Origin of the sequence: Streptomyces sp. MMCC 100, assembly GCF_041538145.2 — a bacterium.
Taxonomy (GTDB): domain Bacteria; phylum Actinomycetota; class Actinomycetes; order Streptomycetales; family Streptomycetaceae; genus Streptomyces.
The window spans coordinates 605403-622127 of sequence record NZ_JBGORK020000001.1 but is presented as its reverse complement, the minus strand read 5'-3'; the positions used below and the strand labels follow the sequence as shown (position 1 = coordinate 622127).

The 16725-nt window shown below is 74.6% G+C and carries 8 protein-coding genes; all 8 read left to right on the top strand.

The features are described from left to right. Positions 1–295 precede the first annotated feature (295 nt). The gene (locus ABS735_RS02925) at positions 296–4264 is read left to right on the top strand and encodes an FHA domain-containing protein (RefSeq protein WP_373899816.1); all 3969 of its coding nucleotides are present in this window, start codon (positions 296–298) and stop codon (positions 4262–4264) included. Between the two features lie 274 nt (positions 4265–4538). Further along, the gene (locus tag ABS735_RS02920; RefSeq protein WP_373899815.1) at positions 4539–5936 is read left to right on the top strand and encodes an ABC transporter substrate-binding protein; all 1398 of its coding nucleotides are present in this window, start codon (positions 4539–4541) and stop codon (positions 5934–5936) included. A gap of 103 nt (positions 5937–6039) precedes the next feature. Further along, positions 6040–7323 (top strand): carbohydrate ABC transporter permease, encoded by a 1284-nt coding sequence (locus ABS735_RS02915; protein ID WP_373899814.1) that lies wholly within the window; start codon positions 6040–6042, stop codon positions 7321–7323. Further along, complete coding sequence (locus ABS735_RS02910; protein ID WP_373899813.1) at positions 7320–8279, top strand: carbohydrate ABC transporter permease; 960 nt, start codon at positions 7320–7322, stop codon at positions 8277–8279. The genes ABS735_RS02915 and ABS735_RS02910 overlap by 4 nt, the downstream gene beginning before the upstream one ends. Before the next feature lie 165 nt (positions 8280–8444). Further along, on the top strand, positions 8445–10730 hold the full coding sequence (locus tag ABS735_RS02905) for a bifunctional glycosyltransferase/CDP-glycerol:glycerophosphate glycerophosphotransferase (RefSeq protein WP_373899812.1): 2286 nt from the start codon (positions 8445–8447) through the stop codon (positions 10728–10730). 191 nt (positions 10731–10921) lie between these two features. Further along, on the top strand, positions 10922–13132 hold the full coding sequence (locus tag ABS735_RS02900) for a bifunctional glycosyltransferase/CDP-glycerol:glycerophosphate glycerophosphotransferase (RefSeq protein WP_373899811.1): 2211 nt from the start codon (positions 10922–10924) through the stop codon (positions 13130–13132). A gap of 7 nt (positions 13133–13139) precedes the next feature. Next, positions 13140–15377, top strand: a complete 2238-nt coding sequence (locus tag ABS735_RS02895) for a bifunctional glycosyltransferase/CDP-glycerol:glycerophosphate glycerophosphotransferase (RefSeq protein ID WP_373899810.1) — start codon at positions 13140–13142, stop codon at positions 15375–15377. After that, on the top strand, positions 15374–16663 hold the full coding sequence (locus ABS735_RS02890) for a hypothetical protein (protein ID WP_373899809.1): 1290 nt from the start codon (positions 15374–15376) through the stop codon (positions 16661–16663). Before ABS735_RS02895 ends, ABS735_RS02890 begins: the two co-directional genes overlap by 4 nt. The last annotated feature ends 62 nt before the right edge of the window (positions 16664–16725 follow it).

Below are 16725 nucleotides of genomic sequence, written 5' to 3'. Positions count from 1 at the left end.
GAAGGAAAGACGCGCGACCCGGTCCCTTGGTTGCCGCTGCCCGTACGTGACCGATCTCAAGCGGACGGCATTCGATCATCCGCGGGCTACCTGTCAGGCATTTTTGGGGTCAGAGCCGACCAATCAAGATCATTTGACGGCGGGCGGCGGGCGCGTTGTCAGTGGCAGGTGCGAGGATGCGTGCAGTACTGGCCGACGTGCTCGTGTGACGGTGGGGGAAGTCCGCGGTGGGGGACCGTGGTGGCGGCTTCCGTCCCGGCGTGCGGGCGCCCGCGCGAAGGGACCGCTCACGGCGATGCAGATCCGGCTGACCGTCGTAGACCCGCTGGGCCCGCATGCTCCGGCTGCCTCGGCCGCTTCGGCTGCTTCGGTGGGGGGCCGCGCCGCGCGTTGTGACGTACTCGTCACCGCGCCGGCCGGCACGGCCCTGGCCGCGGTCGCCTCCGCGCTGGCCGCCACGCTCCCCGGCGAGGGCGCGGGCTCCGGCCAGGTGGTGCTGTACGCCGGTGCGCAGCGCCTCGACGCCCAGCGCAGCACCCTGGGCGAGCCCCCGCTGATCGACGGTGCCGTGCTCTGCCTCGGCGCCCCGGGCGAGCCCGACCCGCACGCCGAGCCGGCGGACGTCCCCGCCCAGCTCCACGTGGTCGCGGGTCCCGACGCGGGCGGCGTCCACCTCCTGCACGGCGGCCAGATCCGGCTCGGCCGCTCCGCCGACGCCGACGTCGCGCTCGACGACCCGGACGTCTCCCGCATGCACTGCGCCGTGACCGTCGGTCCCGACGCCCGCGTCTCGGTCGCCGACCTCGGCTCCACCAACGGCACCACCCTGGACGGCACCCGCGTGGGCGACCGTCCGGTCCGCTTCGCGCCGGGTGCGCTGCTGCGGATCGGCGAGTCGGTCCTGCGGCTCGTACCGGTGCCGCCGGCGGCGCAGGTGCGGGTGGCGACGACGCCGGACGGGGAGGGACACGTACGGCTGTCCGGGCCCCAGGCGCCCGCGCCGGGCGACGGGGACGGGGACGCGGCGGCCCACGCGCGCGTGGCCGACGGGGCGGAAGCGCACGGGGACGCCGGCAACCGCTCCCGCGCCACCGGCCCGTCCGGGTCCGCGCGGGTGGCCGGTGCGACGAGTGCCCCGGCGCGCGGGGCGGCCGGCAGGCCGAGCGGTTCCCCACACCCGGCCGGCGCCGCGCCGGACGCCACGGCCCACGGCGCCCGGGGCACGGGACCCGACGCCACCACCGCGTCCGCGGGGCGGACGCACCACGCGTACGGCACTTCGGCGTACGGCACGGGCGGGGCGCCCGCCGAGCCGCCGCAGGTCCCCGGCCAGGGCGGCGCGCCCCGCATCGAGAGCCACGGCACCGGCCCCACGGCGGGCCTGCCCCGGCAGTCTCCCGCCGCGGGCGAGACGCACGGCGGCACGCGGGGCACGGGGTCGTACGCGACGGGCGGGCCCCGCGCGGGCGGGTACCGCGCTCCCGCACCGGGCACGCCCGGCGAGGACGGGTACGGCCCGGGCGCCTCCGCACCGGGCGGCTACGGAGCCGACGCACCCACCGGGGACGCGCCCCGCACCGGCACGTCCGGCGAGGGCGGGTACGGCACCGGACCTTCCACCCCGGACGCGTACGGACCGGGCGGCCCCGGCGGGAGCGCGTACGGCGCCGCCGGCGTGGCCGGGCCCGGCGGCGGCCCCGCCGGCGCGCCTGGTTCCCGCACGGGCGCGTCCGGTGAGGCGGCCCGCCGTTCCGCCGGTGCGCGCGGCCGGGGAGACGGCACCGGCCCGGACGATCGCACCGGCCGGGAGACCGGTACCGGCCGTGGCGGCGGCACCGCCGCGGACGCCCGCACCGGACGCAAGGGGACCCCCGTGCGGGGTACCGACATGCCGCAGGAGGTGCGCAGGCGCGGTGGGATAGGTGCGTGGGCACGGCGGCTGACCGGCGGGCGCGGAGGCGCTCCCGAGGCCGGCCCGTCCGGCGCCCACGCGTACGACGATGCGGCGGCCGGACCGGCACCGGCGATCCCGTCCGGTACCTCGCACGCCCCGGAGACCTGGCCGGACCCCGCCTCGCTGCTGCTGACGGCGCTGGGACCGGGGCCGCGGCTGTGGGAGCGCGGCCCGGGGCACCCGGAGGCGCTCACCGTGCGGCTCGGTACGGCCGACCGGCTGGCGCCGGGCGGTGACGCCCCGCTCCCCGCGGTGCCGGTGACCGCCGACCTGCGCGAGGTGGGCGCGCTCGGCCTCGCGGGCCCGCGGGAGCGGCTCACCGGGCTGGCCCGTTCGGTGCTGGCCCAGCTCGCCGCGCTGCACTCCGCCGACACCCTGGAGATCGTTCTGATCAGCGCGGACCGCTCCCGTCCGCTCGCCGAGCGGAACGCCGAGTGGTCCTGGCTCGGCTGGCTGCCGCAGGTGCGCCCGGGACACGGCCAGGACTGCCGCCTTCTGCTCGCCCACGACCGCGAACAGGCCACGGCCCGCGCCCACGAACTTCTCCGCCGCCTGGACGACCACCTCACGGACGAGGCCCGGCCCGGAGCACGCCCCCAGGACGCGGCCGCGACCACGGACCCGGGCACGGGAGCCGTCCGCCAGCAGCCCTCCTGGGCACGTCCCGACGAGGGGACCGGCCCGGCCGGCGGCTTCACCGGGCCGTACACCGTGGTCGTCGTGGACGGGGACCCCGGCGGTGCCGACGTGCGCGAGGCGGTGGCGCGGCTGGCCCTGGAGGGACCGCGGGCCGGCATCCACGTCGTGTGCCTCGCCGAGACGGCCGCCGCCTCTCCCACGTCCCCGGTGACGCGGACGTACGAGGCGGCCTGCGCGGTGTCGCCGGTGTTCCGGGAGTGCGGTGCCGTGGCACTGCTCAGCGGCGACGTGGCGACGACCCTGCGGCTGCTGCGCGTCGCACGCACCGGCACGAGCGCGGGCACCGGCTCGGACACCGGCACCCAGGCCGCTCCCGCCGGCCCGGTCGGTCATGGCACCCTCGGCACGCTGGACGCCGTCTCCCTGCCCTGGGCCGAGCGCTTCGCACGCGCCCTGGCCCCGCTGCGCACGGACACCGCCGCGGGCGGCGGCGAGCACCACGCCCGCGTGTCCGCACCGCTCCCCCGGACGGCCCGGCTCCTGGACGAACTGGGCCTGGCCCGCGCCACCCCCGCCTCCCTGATGGCCCGCTGGGCCGCCGCGGCCGACGACACGGAGTCCCTCGGGGGACGCGCGCACACGGTGCTGGGCGCCGGTCCGCGCGGTCCCGTCATGGCCGACCTGGCCGCCGAGGGACCGCACCTGCTGATCGAGGGACCGCCCGGCAGCGGCCGCACCGAGCTGCTGCGGGCGCTCGTCGCCTCGCTCGCCTCGGCCGAACGCCCCGACCGGCTGGGCATCGTCCTCATGGACGGCCGCGACACCGTGAGTTCCGGCGGCGCCCACGGCGAGGGCCTGCGCGTGTGCACGGACGTACCGCACGTCACCACTCATCTCACCGCCAACGACCCCGTGCGGATGCGGGAGTTCGCGCAGTCCCTGAGCGCCGAGCTGAAGCGGCGCGCCGAGCTGCTCGGACGGTCGGACTTCGCCGAGTGGCACACGGGGCGCGAGGTGTCGGGCCGACTGGTCGCCCAGCGCACACCGACGCCGGCGGGACCCGCGCCGATCTCCGACTCCGGGGACGTCGAGTCCCCGCCCAGCTCCACCCTGCGACTGCGGCCGGCCGCCGCCAGGCGCCGAACGGGTCCCGTCCCGCCGCTTCCCCGCCTCGTCGTGGTCGTCGACGACCTCGACGCCCTCGTCACGCCCCCGCTCGGCTCCCCCGGGCGGCCCGCGGCGGGTTCGGTGATGCGGGCGCTGGAGGCCGTCGCGCGGGAGGGCGAGCGGCTCGGTGTCCACCTGGTGGCCGCCACCGCTCCCGGCGGTCGTACGGACCGCACGGAGCCCGCGCTGCGCTCGACCCTCCGCGTCACCCTGGACGCGCCCGTGCCGGGCCCGGACGAACCGACGCCCGGACGTGGCCGGTTGACCCGCCCGGACGGCCGCGCCGTGGCCTTCCAGGGCGGCCGGGTCACGGGCCGGATCCCGCGTACGGCGACCCTGCGTCCCACGGTGGTCCCCCTGGAGTGGCACCGCATGGGCGACCCGCCCACCCGCCGCCCCGTACGCGAACTGGGCAACGGGCCGACCGACTTGGCCCTCCTGGCCAGCGCGCTGGAACGGGCGGCCCGGGAGGTCTCGGCGGCCGAGGTCCCGTCACTCCTGTAACGCCGCCGGGAGTGCGACTCACTCCGTCCGGCGATTCCCGCCCGGCGATTCCCGCCCGGCGATCGAGGACGAGGGCGTCCAGGCCGAAGCCGGGCCGGGGGCGCCAGCCCCCGGGACGCCCGGACCCGCGCCGGGTTTCCGATCACGGTCACGACGCGGTCACGATCCTCCTGTTGACCGCGGACGCGCCCTTGCCGCCCTCACCCCCCTGGCGTACACCAGAGCGCACGGGACAGCGCCGAGCGTTCGACGAGGAACGAAGAACGGGGCAGTGATGCGCACGAGCAGCACCATCCGGACACGCAGAACCGTCAAGAGGGCCACCAGGACCGCCGCCGCCCTCGCCGCGGGAGCGCTCGCGCTCTCGCTCACCGCGTGCGGCGGCGATGACGACGACAGCGGCGGCGACAAGGGCGACCAGGGCGGCGGCACCAAGCAGCCGGCCTCCTCCGTCACCCTTCCGAAGCTGGACGGCGAGAGCCTGGAGGTCGCCGCCGTCTGGACCGGAACCGAGCAGGAGAACTTCAAGAAGGTCCTCGCCGAGTTCGAGAAGCGCACCGGCGCCAAGGTGACCTTCGTGCCCGCCCAGGACCCGATCATCAACTTCCTCGGCTCGAAGATCGCGGGCGGCGCCCCGCCGGACGTGGCGATGCTCCCGCAGCCCGGCGCCATCAAGCAGGCGGTCGACAAGGGCTGGGCCAAGCCGCTGGGCGCCGAGGCCACCAAGGAGCTCGGCGAGAACTACTCGCAGGGCTGGCAGGACATCGGCAAGGTCGGCGGCAAGCAGTACGGCGTGTACTACAAGGCCGCCAACAAGTCGCTGATCTGGTACAACGCGCAGGTCTTCGAGAACGCGGGCGCCGCCGAGCCCAAGACCTGGGACGAGCTGCTCGACACCGCCCAGACGATCTACGACTCGGGTGTCACGCCGTTCTCCGTCGGCGGCGCGGACGGCTGGACCCTCACCGACTGGTTCGAGAACGTCTACCTCTCGCAGGCGGGCCCGGAGAAGTACGACCAGCTCGCCCAGCACGAGATCAAGTGGACGGACCCGTCCGTGAAGGAGGCCCTGACCACCCTCGCCCAGATCTGGGGCAAGAAGGACTTCGTCGCGGGCGGCGCGTCCGGCGCGCTCCAGACGGAGTTCCCGGCCTCGGTCACGCAGACCTTCACCGGCGGCGACCAGCCCAAGGCGGGCATGGTCTACGAGGGCGACTTCGCCCAGGTCAACATCGGTGAGACCAAGGCGGAGATCGGCACGGACGCGAAGGTGTTCCCGTTCCCGGCCGTCGGCGACACCGCGCCGGTGGTGTCCGGCGGCGACGCGGCCGTGATCCTGAAGGACTCCAAGGCGGCGCAGGCGCTGGCCACCTGGCTGGCCTCGCCGGACGCGGCGGGGATCCAGGCGAAGCTCGGCGGGTTCCTCTCGCCCAACAAGAGCATCGACTCCTCGGTGTACCCGAACGCGGTGCAGAAGAAGATCGCCGAGGCCCTGGTCGCGGCCGGTGACGACTTCCGCTTCGACATGTCGGACCAGGCCCCGCAGGCCTTCGGCGGCACCCCGGGCAAGGGCGAGTGGAAGACACTGCAGGACTTCCTGAAGAACCCGAAGGACGTCGCGGGCGCCCAGGCGAAGCTGGAGGCGGACGCGGCCGCCGCCTACGGAGGCTGACGCGATGACGTCGGCCACGGCGGCGGGGGCCACCCCGGCACCTCGAGGGCCTGAGGGCCCTCAGGGTCCACCGGTCCCCGCCGCCCCCAAGTCGCGCAAGAGCGTGACCGGCACCCGCAGGTCCGTGGCGGCGCTGTTCCTGCTGCCCGCCCTGGTGCTGCTCGGCGCGCTCGTGGTCTACCCGATCGGGTACTCGCTGATCCGCAGCTTCTACGACCAGTCCGGCGACTCCTTCGCCGGGTTCGACAACTACGAGGCGCTGTTCACCGACGACGGCATCCGCACCGCCCTGAAGAACAACATCATCTGGGTGGTGTTCGCGCCGACGGTCGCCACCGCGCTCGGCCTGATCTTCGCGGTGCTGACCGAACGCATCCGCTGGGGCACGGCGTTCAAGCTGGTCGTCTTCATGCCGATGGCGATCTCGATGCTCGCGGCCGGCATCATCTTCCGCCTGGTCTACGACCAGGACCCGGACAAGGGCGTCGCCAACGCGGTGTGGGTCGGGGTGCACGACACGTTCGCCGAGTCGTCCGCGTTCCCGAAGGCGCACCCGGGCCGCGACTCGCCGCTGAAGCCCGCCGGCGGCGGCGCGTTCATCACGAAGCAGCCGGTCGGCGCGGGCACCCCGGTCGTCCTGCCCCTGGTGGGCGTGGCCCCCGACCTGATGCCCGACGACGCGAAGAACGCCGTACCCGCCGAACCCGAGGACGGCAAGGTCACCGGCACCACCTGGCAGGACTTCACCCGCGGCAAGGGCGTCGGCAAGCCGGCCGGCGTCGACGCGGCCGAGCTGGGCTACGCCGGGATGAAGATCGAGGCGGTCAAGGACGGCGAGGTCGTCGCGTCCACCACGGCGGCCGGGGACGGCACCTTCACGCTGCCCGCGGCGGCCGACGGGGCGCTGCTCAGACTGCCCGCCGACAACTTCAAGGAGCCGTACAACGGCCTGAACTGGCTCGGCCCCTCCCTGGTCACCCCGGCGATCATCGGGTCGTACGTGTGGATGTGGGCGGGCTTCGCGATGGTGCTGATCGCGGCGGGCCTGGCCGGCGTGCCCCGGGAACTCCTGGAGGCCGCCCGGGTGGACGGCGCCAACGAGTGGCAGGTCTTCCGACGGGTCACGGTGCCGCTCCTGGCGCCCGTCCTCGCGGTCGTCGTCGTCACCCTGATGATCAACGTGCTGAAGGTCTTCGACCTGGTCTTCATCATCGCCCCGGGCTCCTCCCAGGACGACGCCAACGTGCTCGCCCTGGAGCTGTACCGCAAGGGCTTCGCCTCGGACCAGCCGGGCGTCGCCAGCGCCATCGCGGTGTTCCTGCTGCTCCTGGTCATCCCGGTGATGTGGTTCAACGTACGGCGACTTCGGCGGGAGGTGCGGCGATGACCGCGGACGCGGGTTCCCTCACCGGCCCCGGGGCCGGAACCGGATCCGGGGCCGGAACCGGATCCGGAACCACCGCTCCGGTGCCCGGGAAGACCGTCAAGGCGAAGCAGTCGCTCGGGTCCCGGCTCGCCGAGGCCGTCAGCGGCGGTGTCGTCCGGGTGTTCCTGATCGTGGTGGGCCTGTTCTGGCTGGTCCCGACCATCGGGCTGCTGCTGTCCTCGCTGCGCACGCCGGAGGACATGGCGGCGAGCGGCTGGTGGAAGGTCTTCACCGAGCCGTCCCAGCTGACCTTCCAGAGCTACGAGGAGCTGCTGAAGAACGGCGACATCACCTCGTCCCTCCTCAACACCGCGCTGATCACCGTCCCCGCGACGGTCCTGGTCGTGGTCATCGGGGCCCTGGCCGGATACGCCTTCGCGTGGATGGACTTCCCGGGCCGCGACTGGTGGTTCCTGGCCGTGGTCGGGCTGCTCGTCGTGCCCGTGCAGGTCGCCCTGATCCCGATCGCCGAACTCTTCGGCAAGATCGGCCTGTTCGGGTCGATGCTCGGCGTGATCCTCTTCCACGTCGGCTTCGGACTGCCCTTCGCGGTGTTCCTGCTGCGGAACTTCTTCGCGGAGATCCCGAGGGAGCTGCTGGAGGCGGCCCGCCTGGACGGCGCGGGCGAACTGCGGCTGTTCGCACGGGTGGTGATGCCGCTCGGCGGGCCCGCGATCGCGAGCCTGGGCATCTTCCAGTTCCTGTGGGTGTGGAACGACATGCTGGTCGCGCTGATCTTCTCGGACGCCGGGAGCCAGCCGATCACGGTCGCCCTCCAGACCCAGGTACGGCAGTTCGGCAACAACATCGACGTGCTGGCACCGGGAGCCTTCATCTCCATGGTGATCCCGCTGGCCGTGTTCTTCGCGTTCCAGCGGCAGTTCGTCTCCGGCGTCATGGCGGGCGCCGTCAAGTAACCTCCGCGACATCACCCTTGAGGGGGCGGGCCGGTTTCCGGTCCGCCCCCTCATCCGTACGGGCACGACGTCCCCCGAATGCCGCAGGGGCCGTAACCAAGTCGCTCCACCGGGCGTTGCCGGGCAGAACGCCCGCGCCGATCCCGCCGACCCATGGATGTCCCCGTGCCCAGGTTCAGTGTCATCGTCCCCGCGTATCGGGTTCAGGCGTATCTGCACGCGTGCCTGGAGTCGGTGCTGGCCCAGTCGTACCCGGACTTCGAGGTGATCGTGGTCGACGACTGCTCGCCGGACGCCTGCGGCGCGATCGCCGACGAGTTCGCGGTCCTCGACCCCCGCGTCCGCGTCGTACGCCTGCCGCGCAACGAGGGACTGGGCCCCGCCCGCAACGCCGGGATGGAACGGGCGGGCGGCGACTACCTGGTCTTCCTCGACGGCGACGACACCCTCGCCCCGCACGCGCTGCGGGGCATCGCCGACCGGATCAAGGAGACCGGCGAGCCGGACGTCCTGGTCTACGACTACGCGCGCACGTACTGGACCGGCGAGACGGTCCGCAACCAGGCCGCCGCGCATCTCACCGAGCACGGCCCGGCGCCGTTCCGGCTCACCGACCGGCCGGGGCTGCTGAAGCTGCTGATGGTGGCCTGGAACAAGGCGGTGCGGCGGGAGTTCGCCGAGCGCGAGGGCTTCGCCTTCCCGCCGGGCTACTACGAGGACACCCCGTGGACGTACCCGGTCCTGATGACGGCGGGATCCATCGCCACCCTGGACCGGGTCTGCGTCCACTACCGGCAGCGCCGGCGGGGCAGCATCCTCGGCACGCCGAGCGAGCGGCACCTGGACGTCTTCACGCAGTACGACCGCGTCTTCGCGTTCCTGGAGGCGCGCACGGAGACGCACCCGGACTCGCGCCCCGAACTGGTCCGCTGGCGGCCGCTCCTGTACCGCCGCATGGCCGACCACCTGACGACGGTGTACACCCGGCCCGACCGCCTCCCGCGCTCCCTGCGCGCCGAGTTCCTGCGCCGGGCCCGCGTCCACTGCCGCCGCTACCGGGTCCCCGGCGCCCCCGCCCCGCTGCCCGTCCGCCTCCGCCACGCCCTGCTCCGCCTCGGCATGCGCCGCACCTACGGCGCCCTGCGCCTCGCCTCGGCCCTGCGCCGGCGTACGGCGAAGGTCACCGCGGGACTGCTGCGCGCCGCACGGACCGGCGCCCTCCGCCTGCACTACCGCGTCCAGCGCTGCCTCCCGCTCCGCGCCGACCGCGCCGTCTTCGCCGTCGACGGGTACCGGGGGTACGGCCGCGACCCGGGGGCGCTGGAGGAAGCGTTCCGCCGTCTCGCGCCGCACGTGCGCACGGCGTGGGCCGCCGACCCCGTGCACCACCACACCGTCCCGCCCGGCACCCGCCGGCTGACGCCGGGCACGGCCGCCCACTGGACGGCCCTGGCCCGCTCCCGCTACCTGGTGCGCGACGCGGCCTTCGACACGGGCCTGGTCCGGCGCCGGGGTCAGGTCCTGGTGCAGACGCAGGCCGGGACGCCCCTCAAGCACATGGGCCTGGACCTCCAGGAGCGCCCGGCCGCCGCCCGCGGCACCGACTTCGCCCGGCTGCTGCGCGAGGTCGACACCTGGGACTACGTGATCTCCGCCAACCGCCACTCCACCCTGACCTGGGAACGCGTCCACCCCGGCGGCTGGACCACCCTGGAGTACGGCCAGCCGCGCACCGACGCCCTCCAGCGGGCGACGGCGGCGGACGTGGCCCGGCTGCGCGAGACCCTCGGCATCCCCGAGGACACGGTCGCGATCCTGTACGCGCCCACCCACCGCGACTACCGGCGCACCCAGCGCGCCGCCCTGGACCTGGAGCGCGTCGTGCGCCGCCTCGGCCCGCGCTTCATGGTGCTGGTCCGCGCCCACCCCGGCCACGGCGGCCCGCTCACCGCGTCCGCCGGCCGGGTGCTGGACGTCAGCGACCATCCGCACGTGGAATCGCTCTGTCTGGCCTCGGACGCCCTGGTCACCGACTACTCGTCCCTGATGTTCGACTACGCGGGCCTGGACCGCCCGATCGTGCTCCACGCCGACGAGCCGGAGGCGTACGAGGCGGTCCGCGGCACCTACGTCGACCTGCGTTCCTTCCCGCCGGGCGCGATCGCGCGGGACGAGGACGAACTGATCGGCGTCTTCGCGAGCGGCGACTGGCACGGAGCCCGGTCCGCGCGGCTGCGGGCCGCCTTCCGCGAGCGGTTCTGCCCGTACGACGACGGCCGCGCCGCCGAACGCGTCGTACGCCGGGTCGTCCTGGGCGAAACGGACCTGCCGCCGGTCGTGCCGCTCGCCGAGCGCCGCCCCGCGCCCCCCGCCGCGGCCGCCCTCGTCCGCACCCCGCTGGCGACGGTGCCGCAACCCGCGGGGCCCCGCACCGTCACCGACAGCCTCTGACCGCCGTTTGTCCACCGGGAGTCCCCATGTCCCGCAGTTCGTCGCGGCCCACTCCGACCCGGCCGCCCACGTGGCGGCCGACGGGACGGCCGGGCCGCCGCCACGACCTGTAGGGGCTCCCGCCGGACCGGGACAAGTCGGACCCGGACGAGCCGGTCCGGGATCACCAGCGAAAGAAGAGAAAGAGCAGTATGCCCCGCTTCAGCATCATCGTCCCGTCCCATGGGGTGGCGGGGCGGCTCGCCCAGGCACTGGACTCGGTCCTCGGCCAGTCCTTCGGCGACTTCGAGCTGATCCCGGTCTGCGACGGCCCGGACTGCACCGCGGCGGACGTCGCCGGGGAGCACGCCGAGCGGGACTCCCGGGTGACTCCCGTGCACTCGCCGCCGTCGGCCGGGCTGGCCGGCGCGCGCAACGCCGGCATGCGGGCGGCGACCGGCGCGTACCTGCTGTTCCTCGACGGCGACGACACCCTCGTGCCGGGCGCGCTGGCGGCGCTCGACGCGCGGCTGGCGGACGCGGGCGGCGTCGACGTCCTGTACTTCGAGTACGAGCGCGTGCCCTGGTGGGAGGGCGAGACCACCAACCCGGCCGCCCCGCTGCTGGCGAAGACCCCGGACGGCGCCTTCGCCCCCGACCGTGCCCCGCACCTGACCGGCGTGCACCTGCCCGCGTGGAGCGCGGTGCACCGCCGTACCTTCCTCACCGAGCGCCGACTGGACTTCACCGACGGATACTTCACGGACGTCGGCTTCGGCGCCCGCGTCGCGGTGCGCGCCGAGCGCGTGGCGGTGCTGCGCTCCGTGGTCGTACGGCACCGGGTGCGACGCCAGGGCAACCGGCTGAACCTGCCCGGCGAGCACCACGCGGACCTGCTCGACCAGACCGAACTGGCGCTCGCGTACGCCACCGAGCGGGGCCTGCCGCCCGAGCGGCTCGGTCCGCTGTTCGAGCAGCTCTTCGCGGCGGTCCTGAAGACGGCCGCCCACCCCCGGCGTCTGACCCGCCGGGGGCGCCGCGCCTTCTACCGCCGGGCGAGCCGCCTGTACCGGCGCCACCGCCCCGCGGGCTTCCGGCCACCGGGCGGGCGGCTCGGCGTGCAGCACCGGCTGCTGGCGTCGGGCTCGTACACCGGCTTCCGTGCCCTGCGCGCCGCCAACCGGGCCGCGACCGGCGTCCTGCGCCGCCTGCCGTGGCCGCGGGGACTGCGCACCCGGCTGCGCTACCGCCGCCACCTGCGCCGACCGCTGGACCCGAACCTCGTCGTGTACTGCGCCTACTGGGGCCGCGGCTATGCCTGCAACCCGGCCGCGATCCACGCCAGGGCCCGCGAACTCGCCCCGCACCTCAGGTCGGTGTTCCTGGTCGAGCCGGACCAGGCGCACACCGTGCCGAAGGACGTCGACCACGCCGTCATCGGCAGCCACCGGTACTGGGAGGTGCTGGCCCGCGCCAAGTACCTGGTGAACAACGCCAACTTCGCCGAGGGCGTCGTCAAGCGCCCCGGCAGCGTGCACGTGCAGACGCAGCACGGCACGCCGCTGAAGACGATGGGCGTGGACCAGTCGCCGTACCCGGTGGTGGCGGCGGCCACCGGCAGCTTCGCCAAGCTCCTTGGCCGGGTGGACCGCTGGGACTACAACCTGTCCGCCAACCGGCACTCCACCCAGATGTGGGAGCGCGCCTTCCCCGGCTCCTACGAGCACCTGGAGTACGGCTATCCGCGCAACGACGTCTACTGCACGGCGACCGCCGAGGACGTGGCCCGCGTCCGGCGCGAACTGGGCGTCCCGGAGGGGAAGACGGCGGTCCTGTACGCGCCGACGCACCGGGACTACGAGACCGGGTTCGGCGCGGGCGGCCTGGACCTGGAGGCGTTCTGCGAGGCGGCCGGCGAGGACGTGGTGGTGCTGCTGCGCGCCCACTACTTCTACGACCGGGGCGGGAAGCGGCAACGCACCGGCCGGGTCATCGACGTGACCGCGCACCGCTCCTCGGAGGACGTGTGCCTGGCCGCGGACGCGCTGGTCACCGACTACTCCTCCATCATGTTCGACTACGCCAACCTGGACCGCCCGATCGTCGTGTACGCCGACGACTGGGACGTCTACCGGGAGACCCGCGGCGTGTACTTCGACCTCATGGCGGCCCCGCCCGGCCCGGTGGCGCGCACGCCGCAGGAGCTGGCCCGCCTCTTCGCCGACGGCACCTACGCGGACGCGGAGTCGACGGCACTGCGGGCGGCCTTCCGGGAGCGGTTCTGCGAGTTCGACGACGGCCGGGCCGCCGAGCGCGTCGTGCGCCGGGTGCTGCTCGGCGAGCCGCCCGAGGCGCTGCCGCCCGTGGTCCCGCTCGCGCAGCGCGTCCTGGCCCCCGCCGCCGCCACCCTCGTAAGGAGCTGACCCCGCCGTGCCCCGCTTCAGCGTCATCGTCCCCTGCTTCAAGGTGCAGGGCTTCCTGCGCGAGTGCCTCGACTCGGTCCTGGACCAGTCCTTCCGGGACATCGAGGTGATCGCCGTCGACGACTGCTCCCCGGACGGTTCGGGGGCGATCCTGGACGAGTACGCGGCCCGCGACGACCGGGTGCGCGTGCTGCACCTGAAGGAGAACGTCGGCCTCGGCCGGGCCCGCAACGCCGGGCTGCCGCACGCCATGGGCGACTACCTCTTCTTCCTCGACAGCGACGACACCCTCACCCCGGGCGCCCTGCGCGCCATGGCCGACCGGCTCGCGGAGACGGACGACCCGGACGTGCTGGTCTTCGACTACGCGCGCACCTACTGGTGGGGCGGCACCCGGCGCAACGTCCTGGCCCGGGTGCTCGCGGAGGCGGGCGACGGCACGTTCACGGCGGCCGGACATCCCGAGATCCTCGACCTGCTGATGGTGGTGTGGAACAAGGTCTACCGGCGCGACTTCGTCGAACGGGAGGGCTTCACCTTCCCGCCCGGCTACTACGAGGACACGCCGTGGACCTTCCCGGTCCTGTTCAGCGCGGAGCGGATCGCCGCGCTGGACCGCATCTGCCTGAACTACCGGCAGCGCCGCCAGGGCAACATCCTGTCCACCACCAGCCGCAAGCACTTCGACGTCCACGCGCAGTACGAGCGGGTCTTCGCCTTCCTCGACGCCCGCCCGGATCTCGCGACCCGCTGGCGGCCGTTCCTGCACGCCAAGATGGGCGAGCACTGCCTGGACATCCTGTCCAAGCCGGACCGGCTGCCGCCGTCCGACCGGGCCGAGTTCTTCCACCGCACCGCCGAGATGTTCCGCGCGTACCGGCCGAAGGGCACGTCGGTCCCGGCCGAACTCCGGGTGCTGGAAGGGTCGTACGCCGCCTACCGGGTGCGCCGGCAGTCCGGGCGGGCGGCGCGGGAGCTGGAGCGCCGGGCGCGGCAGGCGCGCGGCACGGCCTCCGGGCGGCTGCGCCGCGCCGCGAGCGCCGTGCACGTCCGCCGCCCCCTCGACCCGGACCTCGTCGTGTACTCGGCCTTCTCCCACCGGGGGGTGCTGGGCGACCCCGCGGCGATCCACCGCGCGGCCCGGGAACTCGCCCCGCATCTGCGCGGTGTGTGGGTGGTGCGCGACGAGGAGTGCGCGGCGGACCCCGCCCTGCTGCCGCCGGGCACGGAGCACGTGCTGCTGGGCAGTGCCGCCTACCGCCGGGTGACCGAGCGGGCGGCGTTCCTCGTCAACAACGTCAACTGGCCCGGCGCGGTGGCGAAGCGGGAGGGCAGCGTCCACATCCACACCCACCAGGGCACCCCGCTCAAGTACATGGGCGTCGACCTGCTGGGCAGGCCCGGCGCACGGCACGGCCTGGACGTGCCGCAGATGCTGCGCCGGGCCGACCGCTGGGACCACAGCCTGGTCGCGGGCCGGTTCGCGGAGCGGGTGTGGGAACGGGCGTACCCGTGCCACTTCACGTCCGCCCGCACCGGCAGCCCGCGCAACGACGTCCTGGTGAACGCCGGTCCGGAGGACGGCCGCGGGGTCCGCGAGCGGCTCGGCGTCCCCGACGGCCACACCGTCGTGCTGTACGCGCCGACCCGACGCGAGTACCGGCGCGGCGGGCTGGTCGAACGCCTCGATCCGGCCCGGCTCGCCGCCGACCTCGGCGAAGGTCACACCCTGCTGGTCCGCCTGCACCCCTCCCTCGCCACCGGCCCGGCGCGCGGCCTGGGCCTGTCGGAACTGCACCGGCGGGGCGTGGTGATCGACGCGACGGACGAACCGCACGTCGAGGACCTGATGCTCGCCTCGGACCTGCTGATCACCGACTACTCCGCCCTGATGTTCGACTACGCCCTGCTGGACCGCCCGATCGTGATCCACGCCGACGACTGGGGCCCGTACACGGCGACGCGCGGCGCGTACTTCGACATCACCGAGGAGGCACCCGGTCACGTCTCGCGCTCCTACCGGGAGCTGGCGTGGCTGCTGGCGTCCGGGGCGTGGCGGGACGAGGAGGCGGCCCGGCTGCGGGCGGCCTTCCGGACCCGGTACTGCGAGTACGAGGACGGCCGGGCCGCCGAGCGGGTGGTGCGGACGCTGCTGCTGGGCGAGCCGATGCCCGCCCCGGAGCCCTCGGGCGTCCCCGGCGCCCGCGGCGTGCCGTCCGGACACGACCTGCTGCCCTCCGCATGAGACCCCGCGGCCCGGTCGTGGGCGTGCTGGTCCTGGTCGCCGTGTTCGCCGCGCTCCAGCTCGCGAACGTCACCGGCCGGGACACCCCCGACACCAAGAACTACCTGTCGTACGCGCTGAGCCTGACCGGTGAGAGCAAGCGCGGGGCGGCGACGGCCACCATCGAGTACGTGTGCGCGAGCCGGGCGGAGCGGGCCCGCCGGGACCAGAGCGTGCACGTGGTCCGCTTCCACCGCCCCGACCCCACCGACGAGGTGACGGCCGAGTGCCGTGCGCAGGAGTGGGCGGCGGTGGAGCCGCGGCTGGCGGCCGGGCAGACCGGCGGGCACACCGTGCCGTACATGTCGGAGCGCTTCATGCGGATCTTCGAGGCGCGGCCGGGCTATCCGGCGTTCCTGGTGCCGTTCGTCCTGGCCTTCGGGGTGACGTGGGGCCTGTGGGCGGCGGGGGTCGTCATCGCGGGCGCGGGCGGTGTGCTGGTCTTCCTGGTCCTGCGGACCCTGTCGGTGCCGGTGCCGCTCGCGCTGGCCGGGCAGGCGCTGTACTACGTGCTGCCGTGCGGGACGACCGCGATGCGCCCGATGACCGAGGGCCTGCTGATGGCGCTGACCCTGGCCGCGGTGTGGGGCTGCGCGCTGGTGCTGCGGGCGGGGCGGCCGCGGGCCGGGCTGGCGCTGGTTGCCGGTTCGCTGCTCGCCCTGTTCACGGTCAAGCACTCCCAGGCGCTGTTCCTGGGCCTGTGCCTGGCGGCGGCGGGCGCGGTGATCGCCCTGCGGCGGCATCGGCGGGGCGGGGCGCCGGTCCGGGATGTGCTGGCGCTCGCCGCCGTGGGCCTGGCGGGCGCGGCCGCCACCCTGCTGCTGGCGCGGCTGCTGCACTACCCGTCCGAGGCGGACAGCCTCCAGGACCTGCTCACCGGCCACTTCGCCCGTCCCGACCGCGAGCGTCCGTGGCGGGAGTTCTGGCAGTTGCAGGGCAACTTCTGGGTGGAGTGGCTGCGCAGGCAGGCCTGGCAGCCACTGTTCGTGGCGGCGCTGGCCGCGGGGGCGTGGGGCGCGCTGCGGCGCGGGGGCGCGGTCGGCGGTTTCCTGGTCGCGGCGGCGTTCACCGGGATCCTCACGCAGGCCGGGCACCCGGACATCAACATCTGGGGCGAGCGGCTGATCGTGCTGGCGTGGCTGCTGCCGGTGGTGGGGGTGCCGCTGCTGCTGGAGCCGGTGGCGCGGGGCGGCAAGGTGCCGTTGCCGGCGCAGGGGCAGCCGGAGCGGGCGGAGGCGGTCGGCTGAGCGTCACCCGTTGAGGTGACTTGGGGTCATGGGGCGGACCCCATCGGGAACATAGGGCAAAT